We start from the raw sequence: 18,501 nt of genomic DNA, 5'->3' as shown, positions 1-18,501 counted from the left end.
ATTTACATGAACGGTGCGGGCTTGAATTTTCTCCAGAGCCTCGTTTATCTGCATGAGAATGGCCAGGATCAGGCCCCTGTCAAACATAAACCCCTTCTTTTTCTATCCGCTCTTTGAGATAGGGGTTCATTTTCTCCCTGACCCGGACAATATCGACATGTTTATGCACCCGCTTTTCAATTTCCTCTTTGATATGCACCATCGCATAGGCATCGGGGGTTTTTGTTTTTATACAGATGTCCAGATCGCTGTCATCCCTGGCTTCATCGCGGGCCACCGAGCCGAAAACGCCAAGCTCGACAATGCCGTATTTCCCGGCGAAATTATTTTTAAAATCGCGCAAAACGGCTAAAATATCGTCTCTTCCCATTATCGGCCTCCAATTTTACCGCATTACAGGATGCCATTATATCAGACGGAAACCCGCACGGCGATTGCCGCCGTTAAGCAGGGATAAAAAGAGCTTTGAAAATGTTTCTTCAGGCGGGTACGAACTTTAGCCTGTACACTTGCGCGGAGCACAAGCGGGTTGGCGCGTCCGCGCCAATGTGCGAATGAATTCGCACCTGCCGCTGATTGTGCGGGTATTCGGCGTCAGGCGCTGACGCGGAAGTAGATCACGTCGCCGTCATGCACCACGTATTCTTTTCCTTCCACGCGCATCTTCCCTTTTTCCTTCGCCCCCGCCTCGCCGCCGCAGGCCACGTAATCGTCGTACGCGATCACTTCGGCGCGGATGAAGTGCTTGATGAAATCGGTGTGTATCACCCCGGCGGCCTCCGGGGCCTTCGCCCCCTGATGCACCGTCCAGGCGCGCACCTCTTTCACCCCGGCGGTGAAATAGGTGATGAGGTTGAGCAGCTTGTACCCTTCGCGGATCATGTTATCGAGGCTGCTGGATTTCAGCCCCAGTTCGGCGCGGTAGGCGGCGCGCTCGGCCGGGGCAAGTTCGGCTATCTCCGCCTCCACCTGCGCGCAGATGGTGAGGAATCCGGCCCCGCGCTTGTGCGCGTATTCGCGCACCTTTTGCACCAGCGGGCCGTCCTCTTCGGACGGGTCGCCGATATTCGCCACGAACATGAGCGGCTTGGCGGTGAGCAGCGGCATCTCGGTTTGCACCGCGAATCCGCCGGTCTCCGACGCCATGATCCCCCGTTGCAGGCCATCGGCTATCGGCTCCAGCTTCGCCAGCAGTTCGGCGTCTTCTTTCTTCCCCGCCTTGGCGGTCTTGCGCAGGGAGAGGATTTTCTTCTCCACCCCCTCCAGGTCGGCCAGCATCAGTTCGCTTTCGATCACCTCGATGTCGCGTATCGGGTCCACCGCGCCGATCACATGCATGATGTCCGCCGATGAGAAACAGCGCACCACATGGGCGATGGCGTCCACGTTGCGGATGTGGCTCAGGAAGCGGTTCCCCAGCCCTTCCCCCTTGCTGGCTCCCTCCACGAGGCCGGCGATATCGACGAACTCCATCTGCGTGTAAACCACCCGCTCCGGCTTGACGAATTCACTCAGCTTTTCTATCCGCCCGTCGGGCACGTCGACGCGCCCCACGTTGGGATCGACGGTGCAGAAGGCGAAGTTGCTGGCGGCCGCGCCGGCCGAAGTGATGGCGTTAAACAAGGTCGACTTCCCCACGTTGGGCAGCCCGATAATTCCGCAATTGAATCCCATGACAATCCTCTAGTTGAACGGTTCGAAACTACGTTTTAAAAGAAACGGTATTGTAACAGCTTTTGCCCGGATTGTTCACGGCGGTGCCGTGCATAATCTGAAACCGGCGATCTTTTGAAAATGATCGCGCATGTTGTCATTCTGAGGAGCGAAGTTTTGTCATTCTGAGCCGCAGGCGAAGAACCCCTTTCCGGGGAAAGAAAGGGAAAGAGATCCTTCGCTGTGCTCAGGATGACAACCGCCACCGGGGGATCAAAATTGGGAAAGGTTGGTGGACAGCGACAAAGCTTTCCCTTTCAGCGGCTCCTTCAGATTCTCCGATAAGGCCCGCAACACCACCCCCTGGCTTTTGATCTGGGCCAGCAGCGAGCTCCGCTTGAATTCGTATATCCGCTTTTCCATGCCGGATATCTGGTCGCGCATTTCCATGATCTGCGCCCGGTTGTTAACGACGATTTCCTCCACTTTAGCCGAAGAGGCCTTGATGGCGGCGACATCGGCCACGGTCTGCCGCAGTTCGGCCCGGTCGTCGCGTTCATTCATAAAAACAAACGCGGTCAGCGTCAGCGTGACGATGCTCAACACCACCGCCAGCAGCGCGGTCATGTTCCCCCCGCTTCCATCGCGGCGGCCGGCGGCCGGATCGAGTCCCTGCTCCCGCCGCAGCAGGCGCTGGGCCAGCGCCGCCGATGCGTTGCGCGCCTCTTCCGCCGCCGCCGCGGCCTCCGGCGGAGCGGGACTGGCCGCGCTTTCCCGCGCGGGGGCATCCGGCAGATCGCCCAACGCGTCGGCATCCACAAAGGTAATGGCGGTGGCATTGGCGACCCCTTTCCGGGCCAGCAGTTCCACGGTTTGGTTAATGGAAAGGTCTTTGGCCTTGGCCAGTTCGAATACCCTGATTTTCCGCATCGAACCGATTATACCCCAATCCGCCGCCGCCGGAAAACGGTTTGCAAAATCCCCCATCATGCGGTGTATAATTGTTCCATGCGTCACAACCTGTTAATCTCGCTGGCGTTAACCGCCATACTGGCCGGCGCCGCCCGCGCGGAAACCGCCGGCGCCGAGATCGAACCCGTAAAAACACAACCGCCGCTCGCGGGGGAAGTGCAGAAACGCGACATACCGCGCGGCCTTTTCTATGAAAAAGAACGCCCCGTCGTCACCACGGATATGCTGCTTACTTCCGGCTACCTCACGGCCTACGATCATCCCTTCGGCGCGGTCATCGATTTCCAGCAGACCGGCAAACGGACCGCCTCCCCCGGCGACAATATTTACATCAACAAGGGGAGCAAGGCCGCCGTGAAGAAAGGCGATCAGTTCTATGTCTATCACCGTTCCGAAACGGTGGTGGATCCCGATACCGGCGATGACGCCGGCTACCTCGTGGTCATGACCGGCCTCATCTCCATAAAAGAGGTGAAGGAAGGAACGGCCTTGGCCCGGGTGGACAAGGCGTTTAACATGATTTTCGCCGGCGACGCGCTGGTGCCGCGTTACGAAGTGCTGCCCCCCAAGATGGATCCCGACCGCCCGCTGGAGGAAAAAACCATCGACGGAAAAATCATGCACGTGCGTTACGGCAAGGGGGGCATCAGCGAAAACGACGTTGTCTACCTCAACGTGGGGCGCAAGCAGGGGGTCAAGGAATCCGACCTGTTCCAGATACTCGAGTCCCGCGCCGACAACGCCGAAGAAACCCACGGCATCCTGAAAGACATCGGACGGGTGATGGTGATCCTGGTAAAGGAAGAAACAGCCACCGCCGTGGTCATCAATTCCAAATCGGAAGTGAAGGCGGGCGACCGGATTTCGTACGTTCAGGAGCGCTGAGCTCCCGCCCCCGCGTTCCCGGCCGATGAAACAGGCTCCCCGCAACATCAAAACCGCCGCCATCGTGACGGTTGGCGACGAACTCATGACCGGCCTCGTGGTGGATACCAACGCCGCCGCCATCGCCCGCTTCCTCCTCCGGCGCGGCTACCGCATCGCCGGTAAATCATCCGCGGGGGACGCCCTCCCCGCCATCATCGCATCCGTCCGCGCCGCCATGCGCCGCGCCGACATCGTGGTGGTGACCGGCGGCCTCGGCCCCACGCACGACGACCTCACCAAGGAAGCGCTCCGCCGCCTCTTCAAGTGCGGCGTGAAATTCAACCCCGCCGTGCTGCGCCAGGTGCAATCGTTTTTCACGCGCATGGGAAAGCCGATGCCCAAAATCAACCGGGACTATGCCGACATCCCCGCCGCCGCCGTCGCGGTGCGCAACATGATGGGGGCGGCCCCCGGCCTGTTCTTTCAAAAAAGGGTGCTGGCCCTGCCGGGCGTTCCGCACGAAACGCTTTACATGCTGGAACACGAAGCGGCAAAATTCATCCCCCACGGCGGTGCGCACATCGCCGAAAAAACCTTCCATACGGCGGGCGTGGGGGAAGTGGGACTGATGGCGCAAATGAAAGAATTGAAAGAAGCCCGGAAAGTGGCCGACATCGCCTTTTTGCCGGGCAACGGCGGGGTGGATATCCGCCTGCTGGCGCGGGGCAATACCCCCGCCAACGCGCAAGCCCTGCTGAAAGAGGCCGTGGCACTGATCTACCCCGCCATCAAGGGCAACGTATGGGGCATGGACGGCGAGACCATCGAAAGCGCCGTTGGAAAACTTCTGCGCAAATGGAAAAAAACGCTCGCCGTGGCGGAGAGCTGCACCGGCGGCGGCATCGGAAAAAAAATCACCGCCACTCCCGGCAGCAGCGATTATTTCATTGGCGGGATTATCAGCTACGCAAATCGGGTGAAGGAAAAAATGCTCGGCGTTCCCGCCGCAATCATCAAAGAACATGGCGCGGTGAGTTCCGAATGCGCCGAGGCGATGGCCGAAGGGGTACGCAACCGGCTGGGGGCCGATTACGTCCTTGCCGTCACCGGCGTCGCCGGGCCGGACGGCGGCACGAAAGAAAAACCGATAGGCCTCGTCTATGTGGCGATAGCCGCCAAGGGCTGGGTGAAGGTGCGCCGCCTGAATTTGGCCGGATCGCGCGAAACAATACGGGAACGGGCCGCCAACGAAGCCCTTTTTTTCCTGCGCGAAATCCTCTCCATCCGGCAAAAGGATAAGGGATAATAAGCCGATGACGGAACAACAAATACTCTGCCGGAAGGTGGGGAAAAAATATGGCGACTTCGTCGCGCTGCGCGGCGTGGACCTCGCCGTCAACGAAGGGGACTTTTTAACCATTTTCGGCCCCAACGGCGCGGGGAAAACCACGCTGCTGAAAATTCTCTGCGGCATCACCCGCCCCACCTCCGGCGGCGCCACCGTGGGCGAGTCGGACGCGCACCACCCCGAAGTGCGCAAGCGGATCGGCGTCATCAGCCACAAGAGCTACCTCTACGACAACCTCACCGCGTTCGAGAACCTCGTTTTTTACGCCGAGATGTACGGCATGGAAAACAGGGAGGCGCGCGCGGCGGAACTGCTGGAAAGCGTGGAACTGGATACCCGGAAAAACGACCTCGTCCGCAATTTCAGCCGCGGCATGATACAGCGCCTTTCCATCGCCCGCGCGCTGGTGGCCGACCCCGCCTTCATCTTCCTCGACGAGCCGTTCACCGGGCTGGATCACCACAGCGCCGTGATGTTCCAAAAGCTCCTCTCCGGCCTGCACCGCCGCAAAAAAACGGTGCTGATGATAACGCACGACATCCCACTGGGCATCGCCGCCGCCACCCGCGCCATGATACTCAAGGGGGGGCGCAAGGTTCATGACGAGCCGGTGAACGGCATGAGTGCGGACACGTTCCTGAAAATCTATCTTGAAAAGGTGGGCGCATGAACGAGATACTGCGCACCGCCCACGCCATCCTGCTCAAGGATATGAAAACGGAATTCCGCTCGCGCGAGTTCCTCGGCCACACCTTCATGTTCGCCCTGCTGGTGATCGTCATCTTCAACTTCGCCTTCAAGATCAACCCGCAAAACACGCCGGAGCTGGCGTCCGGCATCCTCTGGATAGCCTTCCTCTTCGCCGGCACGCTCGGCCTGGGCCGCTCGTTCCTCATCGAAAAGGAGAACGACTGCATCCAGGGGCTGGGCCTCTCACCCGTCGACCGCACCGCCATCTTCATCGCCAAATTTTTGGGAAACCTCTTCTTCCTCGCCGTCATCCAGATAATGACCATCCCGGTCTTCATCGTGCTGTACAACCTCAACGTGATGGAGCACTTCACGCTGCAAACCACGGTCTTCCTTTTGGGGGACATCGGCTTCATGACGCTCGGCACGCTGATCGCCGCCATGTCGGTGAACCTGAAAGCGCGGGAAATCCTGCTGCCGGTGTTGCTGCTGCCGTTGCTGGTGCCGCTGTTGATTTTCGCCGCCAGCGCCACCGCCGCGCTGCTGACGGACGGCGATCCGGAGACCTATATGGGCCGCCTGAAACTGCTGGCCGCCTATGACGTGATATTTTTTGTTGTGTCGGCGCTGGTTTTTGAATATATCATGGACGAACTATGAACTACCTATTTGCCGCTTACGGAATCATCTGGCTGGCGCTGTTCGGCTATGTCTTCCTGATCGACCGGAAGACCGCCAGACTGGGCGAAGAACTTGAAGCTCTTAGAAAAAGCGCTAAAGCTGACTGATACCGCCCTGGTGCGGTATGGCGGCATTGGCGCGGCGGCGGCGCTCATCATCGCGGGGGCGTACCTCGCCCTCGTCTGGTCGCCGGAAGCGATGGGGGAGACCGCCGTCTACCGCATCGTCTATTTCCACGTGCCGACCGCCATCATGGCCTACCTCGGCTTCTTCGTCACCTTCGCGGGCAGCTTCCTTTTCCTTTGGAAAAAGGAGATGCTCTTCGACCGGGTGGCGAAGGTGGGCGCGGAACTGGGCGTGCTCTTCTGCGGCCTCATGCTCATCACCGGCATGATATGGGGCAAGCAGCGCTGGGGCGCGTGGTGGATATGGGAGCCGCGGCTTACCACCGCGCTGATACTGCTCATCATCTACGCCGGCTACCTTATCCTGCGGAGCACGATAGATAACCAGATGACCCGCGCGCGCTACGCGGCGGTCTTCGGCATCGTCGGGTTCCTCGACGTGCCGGTCGTCCACTTCGCCATAAAAATGTGGGGCAGCATCATGCACCCCGTGGTTATCAAGTCGATGGCCGAGCCCGGCATGCCGCCCGAAATGCTGAACACGCTGCGCGTCTGCCTGCTCGCCTTCGGCGCGCTGTTCGCGGCCCTCTTCCTCCTCCGCCTCCGGGTGGAAAACCTCGCCGCCGAAATCGCCGCCCTCCGCTCCAATCACGAAGACTGATACTCCCCCCCTCCGTTGGCGGGATACGCTTTAGCGCATTTTATTTGCGGGTGGCGAGGAGTTCCGAGACCATCACGGCGGCTTTGTCGGCGCAAAGGCGGATTACCCTGAACCGTTCGGGACCGCCGCCGCCGGGCGCGCTTTCGGTGATCTCCTTGGACCAGACCGGGCTGCCGTCGGCGGCGTAGACGTTCAGCCGTATGGTGCCCAACATGCCGGTGCCGGCGGTGGCCCGCGCGGTTCCGGTAATTACATAATCGGCCTTAAGCTGCGTGGCCATCCAGCGCACGGCATCGGCATCCCCCTCCACCGCCTTGACCGCCTGCGGGTCATTCCCCAGCGCGCGCACTTCGGCGCGGGCCATCCCCTTGTAGCCGGCGTCCCCCGCCGCCTGCCGCAAACGGTCTTCCGTCATGCTGCCGGTCATCAGGAAATTCGTGTCGGAGGCCCCATCCATCGCCCGCTCGTCGATCACGATCACCACCCGCTTGCGCTGCGCCACGGCGGTGCCGAGGTTCTCCAGCGCGCCGCGCACCTGGTCGGCGAAAAAGACCACTTCCAGCGCGACATGGTAGGTCTTGTTGTCCGGCGAAATTGTTTCTTCGGCGAATTTGTATTTCTGCACAAAATCCGCCGACTTGGCAGCGATGGCGGACTGGATATGGTCGAAGCGCTCCGACATCTCCTGGGCGGAGAGAAGCTGCCCGATAACCTTCCACAAGGCTTGCTGGGTGGCCATGTTTTTCGCGCTGATCCGCGCATCGATATAGTCGGACCTTACAATCTCAACATCCCCCTCGCCGGTGGACGTGAATGTCTCAACGGTCTTGGGCGAAGCATAAACCAATGTAACTGAAAGAGTTATTGCCACAAGCGTTGTCAAAATGCCGCGTATCATCGGCGTATTATAACCCGGCCCGCCTCCCGGCATAAAAACTCTCAAGGAAATATTTTCCCCTTCCGATACATTCAACTGGAGAGAGTTTTTAATGAAAATTGACGGCATTGCGGGATTGGCGGCTCAACGCCAGCCAGCCCCGGCGGTTCTCGATACCTCAAGTTCCGCTGCTAACGGGGCCGGGGATGCGCAAAACGCATTCACTCCGGCCCCCGCGGCCGCGCCGGCCAGCCCATCCCAAGCGGGGGGTTTGCTGGCGGGCCGCTTGCAGATGGACTTGCACTTCGCGCTGGCCGAAAGCTACAGCGGCACCGTGTCGCGCCAATCGGCCAACGGCTATCAGGAACTGCGGACCAGCGTGGAAAAACGGTTCCAGGCCGATTACCATTTCGACATGTCATTCATCACCCAGTTGGACGCCACGGCGCAAAAAATGGGATCGCTGGGGGCCGACATGCTGAACCAATTTGTGGGGGCCGCCAGCAAACTCTCCTCGCTCAATGAAAAGGATTTGCAAAATTTCACCCAAAGCGCCGATAACCTCTTCAACGAGCTGGCAAAAACCACGGGCGTGGACGGCGCGGCGTTCGACGGCGCAAAACAGATGCTGAAAAGCTCGGTGAGCGATTTCATCCATATGGTGCAGGGGGCCATCGCGGGCGGCCCCGATACCGCGGGCGCCGCGCCGGGACAGATACAGCCCGGCGCGTCAGGCACACCACCGCCCCCGCCGCCCAACGGAGACGGCATCGATTTCCAGAAGTTCCGCGATGAAGCGGTGAAAAAGTTCGACGATGCTTTTTCGTCCTATCTCCAAAGCATGATGGCCTCGGCGCAAAAGACGATGCTGGACTATCAGCAGGCGTTTTTGGATGCCCTCACGAACAAGAAAGATGGCTCCGCCGCGATCAATGAGAAAAGCGGCGGGGATAAAGACTCCGCCGGACAGGCCGCATAACCCGCTTTATTCACGGAATAAAGCGGGAAAACCGCCTTTTCTTGGGCCGTCTCCTCGTTTATAATTCCCCGGATGGATGCCAAAGAAAAATACCTGCTGCACGTCTGTTGCGCCCCCTGTTCGCCGCATCCCCTGCGGACGCTTCGGGAACAATATGAAGTGACGCTCTACTTTTACAATCCGAACATCCACCCGGAAGGGGAATACCAAAACCGCCTGGGCGAAGTGCGGCGGCTGGCGGCGCTTGAAGCGCTGCCGCTCATCGTGGACGATTACCGCCCGGAGGAGTGGCTGGCTGGAGCCGCCCCATGGCAAGACGAACCGGAAAAGGGGCGACGGTGCGAATTCTGCATTGACGGGCGGCTTGACGCCACGGCCCGGCTGGCCGCCGCGCTTGGCATCGGCCGCTTCGGGGCGGTGCTCTCCACATCGTCGCGCAAGGATGTGAAGATGATCAACCGGCTTGGCAACAAAGCCGCCGCCATGCACAATGACCTGCTGTTCGACGCGGCGGACTGGAAAAAACAGGAAGGCGCCAAGGCATCGGTGCGGATCAGCAACCAGCTTGGTTTCCGGCGGCAGGATTATTGCGGCTGCATCTTCAGCAAATGCGGCGCGGAAACCCGCCGGAACGGCCGCGCCGTTTGACGGAGACTCCATGACCACGCAAAAAAAGACCTTCACTTGGGACGACATCAAAAAGATATCGGGAGATACGCTCTTCAACATCTACGACGACCACAGCGACCGCAACTGGGCGCGCATCGTCTGGAAATCGCTGGAACGGCGCGGGCTGGCCGATTACGCCACGCCGGAGGAAAAGCACCGGACGCTGCTGCGGCTCATAACCCTGGCGGTCATTTGCCAAGAGTTTTGCTATATCGCATGGAAAGAAGGGGAATACCCCCCCTTGGCGGATTGGGCCGATGCCGTGGGAATGATTCCAACGTTGGTGACCCATATCGCCGGCGGCAGCTTCACCGCCCAACTGGAAATGGAAAAAGATGAGGAAGACGCCGTCTACGACGAAGCCCTGAAAGGGGCGGTTGAGCATCTGCGCCCCGAAATATTCCGGCACATGGTCGACATGTTCGGCGGCAAAGCGCTCCTCTTCGCCAGCCTCTGGAAGATGGGACAGAGCGGCTATCCCGACGCGCGGACGGACGGCAACCCCTCGGCGGTGCGCGACTGGGATCAGTGGCGCAACGAGGACCTCATTGACGGCGAAGCCGAATTCAGCGAAACGATCGCCGATGTGCTTAACGAAGCGGATCCGGAAAAAATGGAGGCGTTCGAGTGGGTGGACAACGGAATGCCGGCCGTTTGGTGGTGACGCCGCCATTCCGCCGCACCAACCGCTGATTGCGGCGTTCCGGCGGACTAGCGCCCGTACACCATATCCCGCGCGCGCTTGAGGATCGCCTTTTTCACGGGGAGATTCGCCGCCACCATGTTGCGGGTGCTGTCGAGATGGCGATGGGAAAACCGTTCATTCGCGGCCTCCGCCTCCTCCGCCTTGAAAATGCGGTTCATGTCCTTGATCATCTGGGGATCAATGGCGGCGAAGTGGCGTTCAAAGTGGGTGATGACGAACTCAAGTTCGCGCAGTCCATCCCTGATCTGCTGGCGGGCCAGCTTGGTGGCGGTGATATTGGCGGGCCGGGAGACAATCCCTTCGTCCCGCATAATCTGCTTTTCGAAGGCGGTGATGGCGGTGTCGATGGAAATCACCTCCGCCCGCGCCGGCAAAACCGGGAGGCAGAATCCCAAAAGCAGGAGCAGTACGGATACCTGTTTCATAACATTTCTCCATCATAGGCCGGCGTGGCGCAATTCCCCGGCCAGCCGTTTCTGTTCATCGGTGAGATGGGCCGGCACACGGAGGGCGATCTCCACGTAAAGATCGCCCGCGGCGGCGCCCGCCCGCCGGATACCTTGGCCGCGCACCCTGATTTTCTGCGCCAACTGGATGCCGGCCGGCACTTTGACGGACCGGATGCCATCCAGCGTGTTCACCTCGGCCGATCCCCCCAGCAGGGCGGTGGAGATGTCAATCTCGGCGCGGACTATGATGTCATCCCCCTCGCGGCGGAAAAGGGGATGCGGGGCAACGGAGACGGTAATGTAGAGGTCGCCGCGCCGCCCCCGCGCCTGTGTCCCTTTGCCGGTCAGCCGCAGGCGCTCGCCGGCGCGGATACCGGCGGGAATTTTAACCTTCACCGTTTCCCGCTTCGGGCCGGTCTGGATGGTAAGCTCTTTCTGAACCCCCTTGGCGGCCTCTTCAAACGTGATGGCGAGCTCCGCCTCGGCGTCGAGATTTTGGGCGAAACCGCCCCCGGACCCCCCGAAACCGGTTTCGCCGAAGTTGATGCGGAAACCTCCGCCGCGTCCGCCAAAGGCTGAGGAAAAATCCCCGAGCCCCATTTCACGCAGAATGTCGTTGAGATTGCCCCCCCTGAAAATATCCTCCTGCGAGAACTGTTGGTGGAATTTCTCGCTGCCAACCATGTCGTACTGCTTCCGCTTTTCGGGGTCGCTCAGCACGGCGTAGGCCTCGCTGATTTCCTTGAACCGCTCCTCGGCCGCCTTGTCCCCCGGATTTTTGTCCGGATGCCACTGCTTGGCCAATTTGCGGTATTCGGCTTTTATCCCGCTGGCCGGGGCGTTTTTTTCCACCCCGAGGATTTTGTAATAGTCTTTTTTCTTCATGGCCGTATTAAACGTTTTTTTATTAGGTTTGACATGTCGTGCATGCTGTTCTTTAATTATGAAGTGAGTTCAAAATATTACAAAGCCATTTTTGCGGCGCTATGCGCGCTGCTGTTGCCGGTCATGCCGTCGGCCGCGGCGGGCGATCCCCCGCCCCTCAAGGCCGGGGTGGTGTCCGGCGCCGAGGAATGCGGATCCTGCCACAAAGAAGTGCTGGGCAAATGGAAGGATTCGATGCACGCGCAGGCGGTGACCGACCCGGTTTTCCAAGCGGCCTATATGCAGGCGTTTTTGGACAGCGACGGCGGGGCCAAACAAATCTGCCTGGAATGCCATGCGCCGGTCACGGCCATCAACGGCGACACAGGTCTCAAACAGGCGGTAACGCGCGAGGGGATCACCTGCCACTTCTGCCACAGCATCACCGCCACGCATCCCAACGGCAAGAAACGCTTTGACGTCAAAGTAGGCGCCATGCTGGCCGGGCCGCGCGGCGGTAGCGGGAAGACCGCGTATCACACCAGCGTGAAGAGCGATCTGCACCGCAGCGCCGACCTCTGCGCCGCCTGTCACGAATACGAGGCCAACGGCGTGAAGATCATGGCCACTTGGTCCGAATGGAAAAACAGCCCCCAGGCCGCCAAGGGCACCGTTTGCCAGCAGTGCCATATGCCGCTGGAAAACTCGACAAACCAGAAAGGGGAGCGCATAAGCGTGTTCAGCCACTCGTTGGCGGGGGGGCACTCCATCGTGCAGCTCCGCAAGGGCGTGGTGTTGAACATCGGCAATGTGGAGCGGTTTAACGACCGCACCGTGGTGGACCTTGAAATAGAAAATTCGGGGGCGGGGCACTCCCTTCCCACCGGCATCCCCACCCGCAAGCTGGTGCTCTTTGTGCAAGTTACGGGGGCCGACAACCGCTCGCAGAAGAAGAGCGTGGTATACGAAAAAATCATTTTCGACAAAAAAGGACGGGAACTGACCCGCGACAGCGACATTATGCGGGGGCTGGGGGCGGTGATCGCCAAGGATAACCGGATCGCCGCCGGCGAAAGAAGAAAAGAACAGGTCGTCTTTTACGGCGCAACCCCCAGCGAGATTTCCGTCACCGCGTGGGTTGACTATGTGTATCAGCCGGCGCTGCTGCAAAACACTGAAATGCGGGTCGAGATGACGCGCACGGAGAGGAGCTTCGGGCGCTAGGCCCGCCGTATGGAAGAAGCGGATAAAAGCTGGCGGGAAGCGCCGGTTTCGCGCCGGGCGTTCGTCGGATCGGCGGTGATCGGATCGGCCCTTGCCGCGGCGGCGGGCGTCTTCTATCCGCTTGCGCGCTACCTGCTGCCGGAATCCAAAAACGGGGGAGGCAAAAAAGAGACCTATTCCGTGGCACTCAAAGAGATACATGTGGGGGAGGCGCGGTTTTTCACGTTCAAGCGCAAGCCGGCCCTGCTGATCCGTAAAACCGAAACCGAGCTTGTGGCGCTCAGCGCCGTCTGTACCCACCTGGGATGCATCGTGAAATACCACGAAGACATCAAACAAATGCTCTGCCCCTGTCACGGCGCGAAATTCGATCAGAGCGGCCGCGTGCTGGGCGGCCCGGCCCCCAAGCCGCTCACCGCCTACAACGCGCGTATAGAAGCCGGCAACATCATCGTGGAAGAGGCCTAAAAATGGACGAGTTGAAGCTGGGGCCTATCACGTTGCGCAACCGGCTGCTGCTTAAGGGCTTTGAAATGCTGGAACGGCGCTTTGAAATAAAAGAGATACTGGACGAAGAGGTCTTCACCAAGCTGGCCCCGACGCATCTGGGGATTTTTTCCTGCTTCGGCGGCATCACCTTCTTCATCTTCCTGATGCAGATCATGACCGGCCTGCTGCTGATGGTCTATTATGTGCCGGATACCCAAAGCGCCCACCATAGCGTGGTCGCCATCACCAACGACATTCCGTTCGGCTGGGCGGTGCGGGGCCTCCACTCCTGGGGATCCAACCTGATGGTGCTGACCGTGATGATCCACATGGGCAAAATTTACTTCGGCGGCATCTACAAAGCCCCGCGCGAAATGAACTGGGTCACCGGCGTGGCGCTCTTCCTGCTCACGATGGGTTTTTCGTTCACCGGCTACCTGCTGCCGTGGACGCAGCTTTCCTACTGGGCCACCGTCATCGCCACCGAGGCGCCGGGCGCCATGCCGGTGGTCGGGCCGTTGACCAAGAGCCTCATGCTGGGCGGGCCGGACGTTTCGCAGGTCACGCTCAGCCGGTTTTTCACGCTGCATGTGATGGCGTTGCCCGCCGCCGCCTTCGCCCTTTTGATCGCCCACTTCATGCAGATACGGCGGCAGGGAATTTCGGGGCCGATGTAACATGAAAAAAGAAGTCGAAATCAAACACCTCCCGATGGAGGAGAAAAAACGGCTCGTCGCCGAAGGGAAAATGCATTGGTTTTTTCCCGGCCACGTCGTGGAGCAGGCCATCATCTGCATCGCGGTGTTCCTGATCCTCATCACGCTCGCCACAATCTTCCCGCCGTCGCTGGACGAAATGGCCGACCCGTTCACCACGCCGGAGCACCTCAAGCCGGAATGGTACTTCCTGGCCGCGTATCAGGAACTGAAGATCGCCGAGAAGCTGATGTTCATCGGGGCGTGGGCGCCGAAAGTCATCGGCGTCGGCCTGCAAGGGGTGGCGGTCGGTTTGCTGTTCGCCATACCGATCATCGACCCCAATCCGGCCCGCCAATACGTCAAACGGAAGATCGCGCTGGCGCTGGGGGTGGCGGCGGTGCTCGGCTTCATCGGCCTCACCATCTGGGGCCATCTCTCGTAACCTTCGCCACACGGCTCCGATGCCCTTCCCCTCCCCGGTAGGTGCGACACTCCTGTCGCACACAAAAACACTCCGCGGCCAAAATAGAGTGGAAGGTGATAAAAGAAAGCCTCCCAGCCCTCAAAGACAGGGCCGAAGCGCTGTTGCGGGAAACGCCGCGCGGCTAATCCGCCGATTCTTCGCAGCGGGCCTTTAGGGCGCGGTGCATGTGGCCGAACATCTCTTCCGTTTTAGCAGTCAGATCTTTATCGGCGAGCGCGCCGGACAAAAAGCCGAACTCCACCTTCTGCGTGAAGCGGGTCATGTTGTCCCCCATCGGCTCAAGCGTAAAAACGTGTTCCCCCTTTAAAAAACCTTTCCATTTCCAGCGGAGTTCTTTTTCCGCATCGGCCTTCAAAACGGCAGCGCGGTACGGCGTGGCCTTCGTGCCGGGCAGTTGCACGCGAATTTCCAGTTCCTCCCCCCGCTTCGCCTCCCCCGTCACGCGCACCAGAAAAACATTCCATATGGGGTACGCGGCGAAATCGGAAAAAACCTGCCACACCCGTTGCGGCGTGGACGCGATGACAACCTCGGCGCGTATCTCCTTCATGTGGGCTTCCCTTCCTTCTTCTTGATCTCTTTCAGGCGTTCCTCGAAGGCCGCCTCGCGCCCGTGCGGCGAGGGAGTGTAAAAGCGGACATCTTCCATTCCTTCCGGCAGGTAGCTTTGCGCCACCCAGTGGTGCGGGTGTTCGTGCGGATACTGGTAGCCTTTGCCGTAGCCCCACTTCTTCGCGTCGCTGTAATGCGTATCGCGCAGGTGCCGCGGCACCTGCGGCGCGGTGCCGTGCGCGGCCAGATGCGCCGATGCGGCGTCTATGGCAATAACGGTACTGTTCGATTTCGGCGCGCAGGCAACATAAAGCGCCGCCTGCGCAAGCGGGATGCGCCCTTCCGGCAGGCCGATCTTCTCCACCGCTTCCGCCGCCGCCACGGCCAATATCAACGCCGTCGGGTCGGCGTTCCCCACATCCTCGGCGGCGGTGACGATGAGCCGCCGCGCGATGAAGCGGGGATCCTCCCCCGCCTCTATCATCCGGGCCATCCAGTAAATGGCGGCGTCCGGATCCGACCCGCGCAACGATTTTTGGAACGCGCTGGCATGGTCGAAATGTGCGTCCCCCATCTTGTCGTACCGCAGCAATGCGCGCTGGCTCACTTCCGCCACCAGCGCGGCGGTAATCACTCCCCCCTCGGCGGACTTGGCGCACGCCTCCAGGATGTTCAACGCCTGCCGCGCGTCGCCGCCCCCCAGCCGCGCTATCTGGGCCACCACGTCATCCCCCACACCGATCCCTTGCAGCGCCTCTTCGGCCGCCAGCGCCCGCGTCACTATTTGCGCCACTTCATCCGGCGTCAGCGGCCGCAACTCCACGATGGTGCAGCGCGACCGCAAAGACGGTATCACCCCAAATGCGGGGTTCTCGGTGGTCGCCCCGATGAGGGTGATGAGGCCGCTTTCAACATGCGGCAGAAGTTGATCCTGCTGCGTTTTGTTGTAGCGGTGAATCTCGTCGATGAAAAGCGTTGTCTTCTTGCCGTTGGCGGCGTTGTAGCGGGCGGCGGCCACCGCCTCCTTGAGTTCCTTCACGCCGCTCTCCACCGCGCTGAGCGATACGAAGAGCCTGCCGCTTACCTTGCTGGCGATGCGCGCGAGCGTGGTTTTGCCGGTGCCGGGAGGCCCCCAGAGAAGCAGCGGCCCGAAACGGTCTTCCTCGATGAGCCGCCGCAGCGGCTTCCCCTTCCCCACCACATGCGCCTGCCCGATGAATCCGTCGAAATCGCCGGGGCGCATACGCTCCGCCAACGGCACGGCCCCGGCAACGACGGCGGGCGGAGGCGGCGGTTCTTCCCCGGCATCGCCGAACAGATTCTGGTTTTTGCCCATTTGGTTCCCATTGAAAACGGAGACTGATAGCTGTTTTGCCGATTATACCAGTAAACGCCGCGCCGCTGGCGGGAGGAGCCAACCCCCGCGCATTCAAGCAATTCACCGCCCGCTGAAAAAGTTCCCGCACACGGTATTCACCAAAAAGGGTAGAATAATCGAATGTTTACCGCCTATAAAAAGCTGCAATCCGACCCGTTGGTCATTGAGTACCTCAACGACGTGTCGAGGATGCTGGGGGTATCGGTGGAAATCGAAAGCGACCGGGAAGGCACGATTTTCTCCAATACCGGAGACGGGGATGCGCACAAATACCCGCTCCTTTCCTCCTTGGCCGGCCAGGGAGCGGAAAACGGCGTCAGGCTTAACATCTACCACAAAGATGGCGACCAAAAGGCGATGGCCGAAGCCGAACGCCTCATAAACGCAAAGCTGGATGACTTCGTGGAGGTTATGAATCTGACCCATGAGCTGTTGGCGAATTACGACAAGTTGAACGCCTACCGCAACCTCGCCGAACAGGTGCTGCAGACGAATGACCGGAAAGAGTCATACCGCCTGTTGCTGTCGGCGCTGGAATTGCTGGTAAAAGCGGGGCGGTGCGGCCTGTTCTCCGTAACGGCCGAAAACGGGGTGATGCGGCTGGCGGCGTTGCGCGAACAGGGCAACGATGTGCCGGACGCGGAACACACCTATGCCATCCGCGGCACGGTCTTCGAGCGGGTGGCGCGCGCGCAGCGCAGTTCCATGCTGTTCCAAACGGTGACGGAAACCATCACCGCGCGGAACGGCGGGGCCAACCTCGTCATCAAAGGGGCGTTCATGGTGGTGCCGCTGCTGTTCCGCAAACCGGACAACGAGCCGGAACTGGCCGGCTTCATCTTCGCCACCGACCCGCGGGAAGGGTCGTTCACTTCCGTCGACCAGCACGCGATCTCCACCATATCGTCGCTGGCCTCCATCGCCATGAAACATTTCGACCAGATGGAGACCACGCACCGCGCCACGCGCGAGATGGACACCATGCTCAGCGAGCTGATGGCGACGTTCACCGACCTGCAGCGGCAATCGGCGCTGATCGAACAGGTGAACCGCATCAGCGTGCGCATCAACAGCACGCTCGACATGCAATCGATATTCGGCTCCATCGCCGATTACAGCCGCAGCCTGCTGGAAGCGGGCCAATCGATCGTGGCGGTGATGGGGGGGACGAAGCGGGTCTCGTTCGCCGGCATGGCGGGATTCCCGCGCGGCGGCATGCCGGGCGCCACCATCATAACGCCGGAAAGCATTTTGGCCCAAACCTTCGCAAGCGCCAAACCGATAATCGAAAACAGCTTTAACCCCGCCGCGGCGGAACTGGGCTTCACCCCCCCTTTTACGGTGCGGAACCTCATTACCTACCCCATCGAAAGCAAGCACGGCATCGTGGCGGTCATCGCGGTCTTCAACAAGACGGACGGCCAGCCCTTCACCGAGCAGGACACGGAACTCCTGAAATCGCTGGCGTACCAGGCCACCACCGCCATCGAAAACGCGCGGCTGCTCAACGACCTCAAACAAACCCAACTCACCATGATGGTGAAGCTCTCGGAACTGGCGGAAAAACGCGACCCCGAAACCGGCGAGCACCTGCTGCGGATGCAAAAGTACTGCCGCATCATCGCGCAGGAACTCGCCAAAGCGGGAAGATACGCGGAGACCATTGATGAGCGGTTCATCAACGAACTCTACGCCGCCGCGCCGCTGCACGACATCGGCAAGGTGGCGATAGCCGACAGCATCCTCCTCAAGCGGGGCAAGCTGACCAGCGAAGAGTTCGACATCATGAAAACGCATTCATCGGTGGGGGAAATGATCCTGAAGGGGCCGGATTACCTGAAGATGGCCTCCGAGATCGCCGGTTTCCACCACGAAAAATGGGATGGCAGCGGCTATCCCCACCGGGTGGCGGCGGAACAGATACCGCTTTCGGCCCGCATCGTCGCGGTGGCGGACGTCTACGACGCGCTGACTTCGCGGCGCGTGTACAAGGAAGACATGTCGCACGAATACGCCATGGAGATCATCGAGCAAGGCATTAATAAGCACTTCGCCCCCGACTGCGTCGAAGCGCTTAAATCCGGCATCAATGACATCATCACCATCAAGAACCTGATCCGCTGACCGTAAGAATCG

The 18,501-nt window shown here is 60.3% G+C and carries 22 protein-coding genes; 14 read left to right on the top strand and 8 right to left on the bottom strand.

Annotated features, from left to right (window positions below; all coding sequences use genetic code 11):
- Positions 1-79 precede the first annotated feature (79 nt).
- The 3 genes from HZA03_10855 to HZA03_10845 form a co-directional block, all read right to left on the bottom strand.
- Positions 80-373, bottom strand: coding sequence for a nucleotidyltransferase domain-containing protein (locus HZA03_10855; GenBank protein MBI5638458.1), 294 nt, complete (start codon positions 371-373; stop codon positions 80-82).
- Between the two features lie 221 nt (positions 374-594).
- On the bottom strand, positions 595-1,674 hold the full coding sequence (gene ychF / locus HZA03_10850) for a redox-regulated ATPase YchF (GenBank protein MBI5638457.1): 1,080 nt from the start codon (positions 1,672-1,674) through the stop codon (positions 595-597).
- A 252-nt stretch (positions 1,675-1,926) separates the two neighbouring features.
- The gene (locus HZA03_10845; protein ID MBI5638456.1) at positions 1,927-2,583 is read right to left on the bottom strand and encodes a hypothetical protein; all 657 of its coding nucleotides are present in this window, start codon (positions 2,581-2,583) and stop codon (positions 1,927-1,929) included.
- Positions 2,584-2,661: 78 nt separating this feature from the next.
- Here HZA03_10845 and HZA03_10840 point away from each other — a divergent pair, with 78 nt between their 5' ends.
- Genes HZA03_10840 through ccsA form a run of 6 tightly spaced genes read left to right on the top strand, consistent with a single transcriptional unit; the run spans position 2,662 to position 6,997 of the window.
- Entirely contained in the window at positions 2,662-3,510 is an 849-nt protein-coding gene (locus tag HZA03_10840) for a hypothetical protein (protein MBI5638455.1), read from the top strand.
- Between the two features lie 25 nt (positions 3,511-3,535).
- A complete protein-coding gene (locus HZA03_10835; GenBank protein MBI5638454.1) occupies positions 3,536-4,798 on the top strand; it encodes a CinA family nicotinamide mononucleotide deamidase-related protein in 1,263 nt (420 codons plus the stop codon).
- Positions 4,799-4,805: 7 nt separating this feature from the next.
- Positions 4,806-5,510 (top strand): ABC transporter ATP-binding protein, encoded by a 705-nt coding sequence (locus tag HZA03_10830; protein MBI5638453.1) that lies wholly within the window; start codon positions 4,806-4,808, stop codon positions 5,508-5,510.
- Entirely contained in the window at positions 5,507-6,190 is a 684-nt protein-coding gene (locus HZA03_10825) for a heme exporter protein CcmB (protein MBI5638452.1), read from the top strand. The genes HZA03_10830 and HZA03_10825 overlap by 4 nt, the downstream gene beginning before the upstream one ends.
- A complete protein-coding gene (locus HZA03_10820; protein ID MBI5638451.1) occupies positions 6,187-6,318 on the top strand; it encodes a CcmD family protein in 132 nt (43 codons plus the stop codon). Before HZA03_10825 ends, HZA03_10820 begins: the two co-directional genes overlap by 4 nt.
- On the top strand, positions 6,284-6,997 hold the full coding sequence (ccsA, locus tag HZA03_10815) for a cytochrome c biogenesis protein CcsA (protein ID MBI5638450.1): 714 nt from the start codon (positions 6,284-6,286) through the stop codon (positions 6,995-6,997). Before HZA03_10820 ends, ccsA begins: the two co-directional genes overlap by 35 nt.
- Before the next feature lie 40 nt (positions 6,998-7,037).
- On the opposite strand, the gene HZA03_10810 is transcribed toward ccsA, so the two are convergent.
- Entirely contained in the window at positions 7,038-7,895 is an 858-nt protein-coding gene (locus HZA03_10810; GenBank protein MBI5638449.1) for a DUF2066 domain-containing protein, read from the bottom strand.
- Positions 7,896-7,986: 91 nt separating this feature from the next.
- On the opposite strand from HZA03_10810, the gene HZA03_10805 reads away from it, so the two are divergent.
- The 3 genes from HZA03_10805 to HZA03_10795 all read left to right on the top strand — a co-directional run bounded on the left by HZA03_10805 (position 7,987) and on the right by HZA03_10795 (position 10,186).
- Positions 7,987-8,853 carry a hypothetical protein gene (locus HZA03_10805; protein ID MBI5638448.1) on the top strand — a complete coding sequence of 289 codons (867 nt, stop codon included), beginning with the start codon at positions 7,987-7,989 and terminating at the stop codon, positions 8,851-8,853.
- A gap of 72 nt (positions 8,854-8,925) precedes the next feature.
- A complete protein-coding gene (locus HZA03_10800) occupies positions 8,926-9,501 on the top strand; it encodes an epoxyqueuosine reductase QueH (protein MBI5638447.1) in 576 nt (191 codons plus the stop codon).
- 10 nt (positions 9,502-9,511) lie between these two features.
- Complete coding sequence (locus HZA03_10795; protein ID MBI5638446.1) at positions 9,512-10,186, top strand: hypothetical protein; 675 nt, start codon at positions 9,512-9,514, stop codon at positions 10,184-10,186.
- Positions 10,187-10,233: 47 nt separating this feature from the next.
- Here HZA03_10795 and HZA03_10790 read toward each other — a convergent pair whose 3' ends face one another.
- Together HZA03_10790 and HZA03_10785 are read right to left on the bottom strand one after the other, a co-directional pair.
- Positions 10,234-10,653: a hypothetical protein gene (locus HZA03_10790; GenBank protein ID MBI5638445.1), complete on the bottom strand. Its 420-nt coding sequence runs from the start codon at positions 10,651-10,653 to the stop codon at positions 10,234-10,236.
- Between the two features lie 12 nt (positions 10,654-10,665).
- On the bottom strand, positions 10,666-11,562 hold the full coding sequence (locus tag HZA03_10785; GenBank protein MBI5638444.1) for a J domain-containing protein: 897 nt from the start codon (positions 11,560-11,562) through the stop codon (positions 10,666-10,668).
- A 63-nt stretch (positions 11,563-11,625) separates the two neighbouring features.
- Here HZA03_10785 and HZA03_10780 point away from each other — a divergent pair, with 63 nt between their 5' ends.
- The 4 genes from HZA03_10780 to HZA03_10765 are packed head-to-tail and all read left to right on the top strand — an operon-like array spanning position 11,626 to position 14,394.
- Positions 11,626-12,765 carry a hypothetical protein gene (locus HZA03_10780; GenBank protein MBI5638443.1) on the top strand — a complete coding sequence of 380 codons (1,140 nt, stop codon included), beginning with the start codon at positions 11,626-11,628 and terminating at the stop codon, positions 12,763-12,765.
- A gap of 9 nt (positions 12,766-12,774) precedes the next feature.
- Positions 12,775-13,233 carry a ubiquinol-cytochrome c reductase iron-sulfur subunit gene (locus HZA03_10775; protein ID MBI5638442.1) on the top strand — a complete coding sequence of 153 codons (459 nt, stop codon included), beginning with the start codon at positions 12,775-12,777 and terminating at the stop codon, positions 13,231-13,233.
- A gap of 2 nt (positions 13,234-13,235) precedes the next feature.
- Positions 13,236-13,931, top strand: a complete 696-nt coding sequence (locus HZA03_10770) for a cytochrome b N-terminal domain-containing protein (protein ID MBI5638441.1) — start codon at positions 13,236-13,238, stop codon at positions 13,929-13,931.
- A gap of 1 nt (position 13,932) precedes the next feature.
- Positions 13,933-14,394 carry a hypothetical protein gene (locus HZA03_10765; protein ID MBI5638440.1) on the top strand — a complete coding sequence of 154 codons (462 nt, stop codon included), beginning with the start codon at positions 13,933-13,935 and terminating at the stop codon, positions 14,392-14,394.
- 163 nt (positions 14,395-14,557) lie between these two features.
- Here HZA03_10765 and HZA03_10760 read toward each other — a convergent pair whose 3' ends face one another.
- The gene (locus tag HZA03_10760) at positions 14,558-14,986 is read right to left on the bottom strand and encodes an SRPBCC domain-containing protein (protein MBI5638439.1); all 429 of its coding nucleotides are present in this window, start codon (positions 14,984-14,986) and stop codon (positions 14,558-14,560) included.
- Positions 14,983-16,323, bottom strand: coding sequence for a replication-associated recombination protein A (locus tag HZA03_10755; GenBank protein ID MBI5638438.1), 1,341 nt, complete (start codon positions 16,321-16,323; stop codon positions 14,983-14,985). Before HZA03_10755 ends, HZA03_10760 begins: the two co-directional genes overlap by 4 nt.
- Positions 16,324-16,485: 162 nt before the next feature.
- Here HZA03_10755 and HZA03_10750 point away from each other — a divergent pair, with 162 nt between their 5' ends.
- Entirely contained in the window at positions 16,486-18,489 is a 2,004-nt protein-coding gene (locus HZA03_10750; protein MBI5638437.1) for an HD domain-containing protein, read from the top strand.
- The last annotated feature ends 12 nt before the right edge of the window (positions 18,490-18,501 follow it).

The organism is Nitrospinota bacterium (genome assembly GCA_016217735.1).
GTDB lineage: Bacteria > Nitrospinota_A > UBA7883 > JACRGQ01 > JACRGQ01 > JACRGQ01.
This window is presented reverse-complemented; position numbering and strand designations above follow the sequence as displayed.

Bases quoted from the DNA above. Each gene is read 5' to 3' on its own strand.
- HZA03_10770 (MBI5638441.1), top strand. From the start codon at position 13,236: ATGGACGAGTTGAAGCTGGGGCCTATCACGTTGCGCAACCGGCTGCTG.
- HZA03_10795 (MBI5638446.1), top strand. From the start codon at position 9,512: ATGACCACGCAAAAAAAGACCTTCACTTGGGACGACATCAAAAAGATA.
- HZA03_10820 (MBI5638451.1), top strand. From the start codon at position 6,187: ATGAACTACCTATTTGCCGCTTACGGAATCATCTGGCTGGCGCTGTTC.
- HZA03_10775 (MBI5638442.1), top strand. From the start codon at position 12,775: ATGGAAGAAGCGGATAAAAGCTGGCGGGAAGCGCCGGTTTCGCGCCGG.
- HZA03_10765 (MBI5638440.1), top strand. From the start codon at position 13,933: ATGAAAAAAGAAGTCGAAATCAAACACCTCCCGATGGAGGAGAAAAAA.
- HZA03_10760 (MBI5638439.1), bottom strand. From the start codon at position 14,986: ATGAAGGAGATACGCGCCGAGGTTGTCATCGCGTCCACGCCGCAACGG.
- HZA03_10750 (MBI5638437.1), top strand. From the start codon at position 16,486: ATGTTTACCGCCTATAAAAAGCTGCAATCCGACCCGTTGGTCATTGAG.
- HZA03_10755 (MBI5638438.1), bottom strand. From the start codon at position 16,323: ATGGGCAAAAACCAGAATCTGTTCGGCGATGCCGGGGAAGAACCGCCG.
- HZA03_10805 (MBI5638448.1), top strand. From the start codon at position 7,987: ATGAAAATTGACGGCATTGCGGGATTGGCGGCTCAACGCCAGCCAGCC.
- HZA03_10840 (MBI5638455.1), top strand. From the start codon at position 2,662: ATGCGTCACAACCTGTTAATCTCGCTGGCGTTAACCGCCATACTGGCC.
- HZA03_10845 (MBI5638456.1), bottom strand. From the start codon at position 2,583: ATGCGGAAAATCAGGGTATTCGAACTGGCCAAGGCCAAAGACCTTTCC.
- HZA03_10830 (MBI5638453.1), top strand. From the start codon at position 4,806: ATGACGGAACAACAAATACTCTGCCGGAAGGTGGGGAAAAAATATGGC.
- HZA03_10825 (MBI5638452.1), top strand. From the start codon at position 5,507: ATGAACGAGATACTGCGCACCGCCCACGCCATCCTGCTCAAGGATATG.
- HZA03_10800 (MBI5638447.1), top strand. From the start codon at position 8,926: ATGGATGCCAAAGAAAAATACCTGCTGCACGTCTGTTGCGCCCCCTGT.
- HZA03_10790 (MBI5638445.1), bottom strand. From the start codon at position 10,653: ATGAAACAGGTATCCGTACTGCTCCTGCTTTTGGGATTCTGCCTCCCG.
- HZA03_10785 (MBI5638444.1), bottom strand. From the start codon at position 11,562: ATGAAGAAAAAAGACTATTACAAAATCCTCGGGGTGGAAAAAAACGCC.
- HZA03_10835 (MBI5638454.1), top strand. From the start codon at position 3,536: ATGAAACAGGCTCCCCGCAACATCAAAACCGCCGCCATCGTGACGGTT.
- ychF (MBI5638457.1), bottom strand. From the start codon at position 1,674: ATGGGATTCAATTGCGGAATTATCGGGCTGCCCAACGTGGGGAAGTCG.
- HZA03_10810 (MBI5638449.1), bottom strand. From the start codon at position 7,895: ATGATACGCGGCATTTTGACAACGCTTGTGGCAATAACTCTTTCAGTT.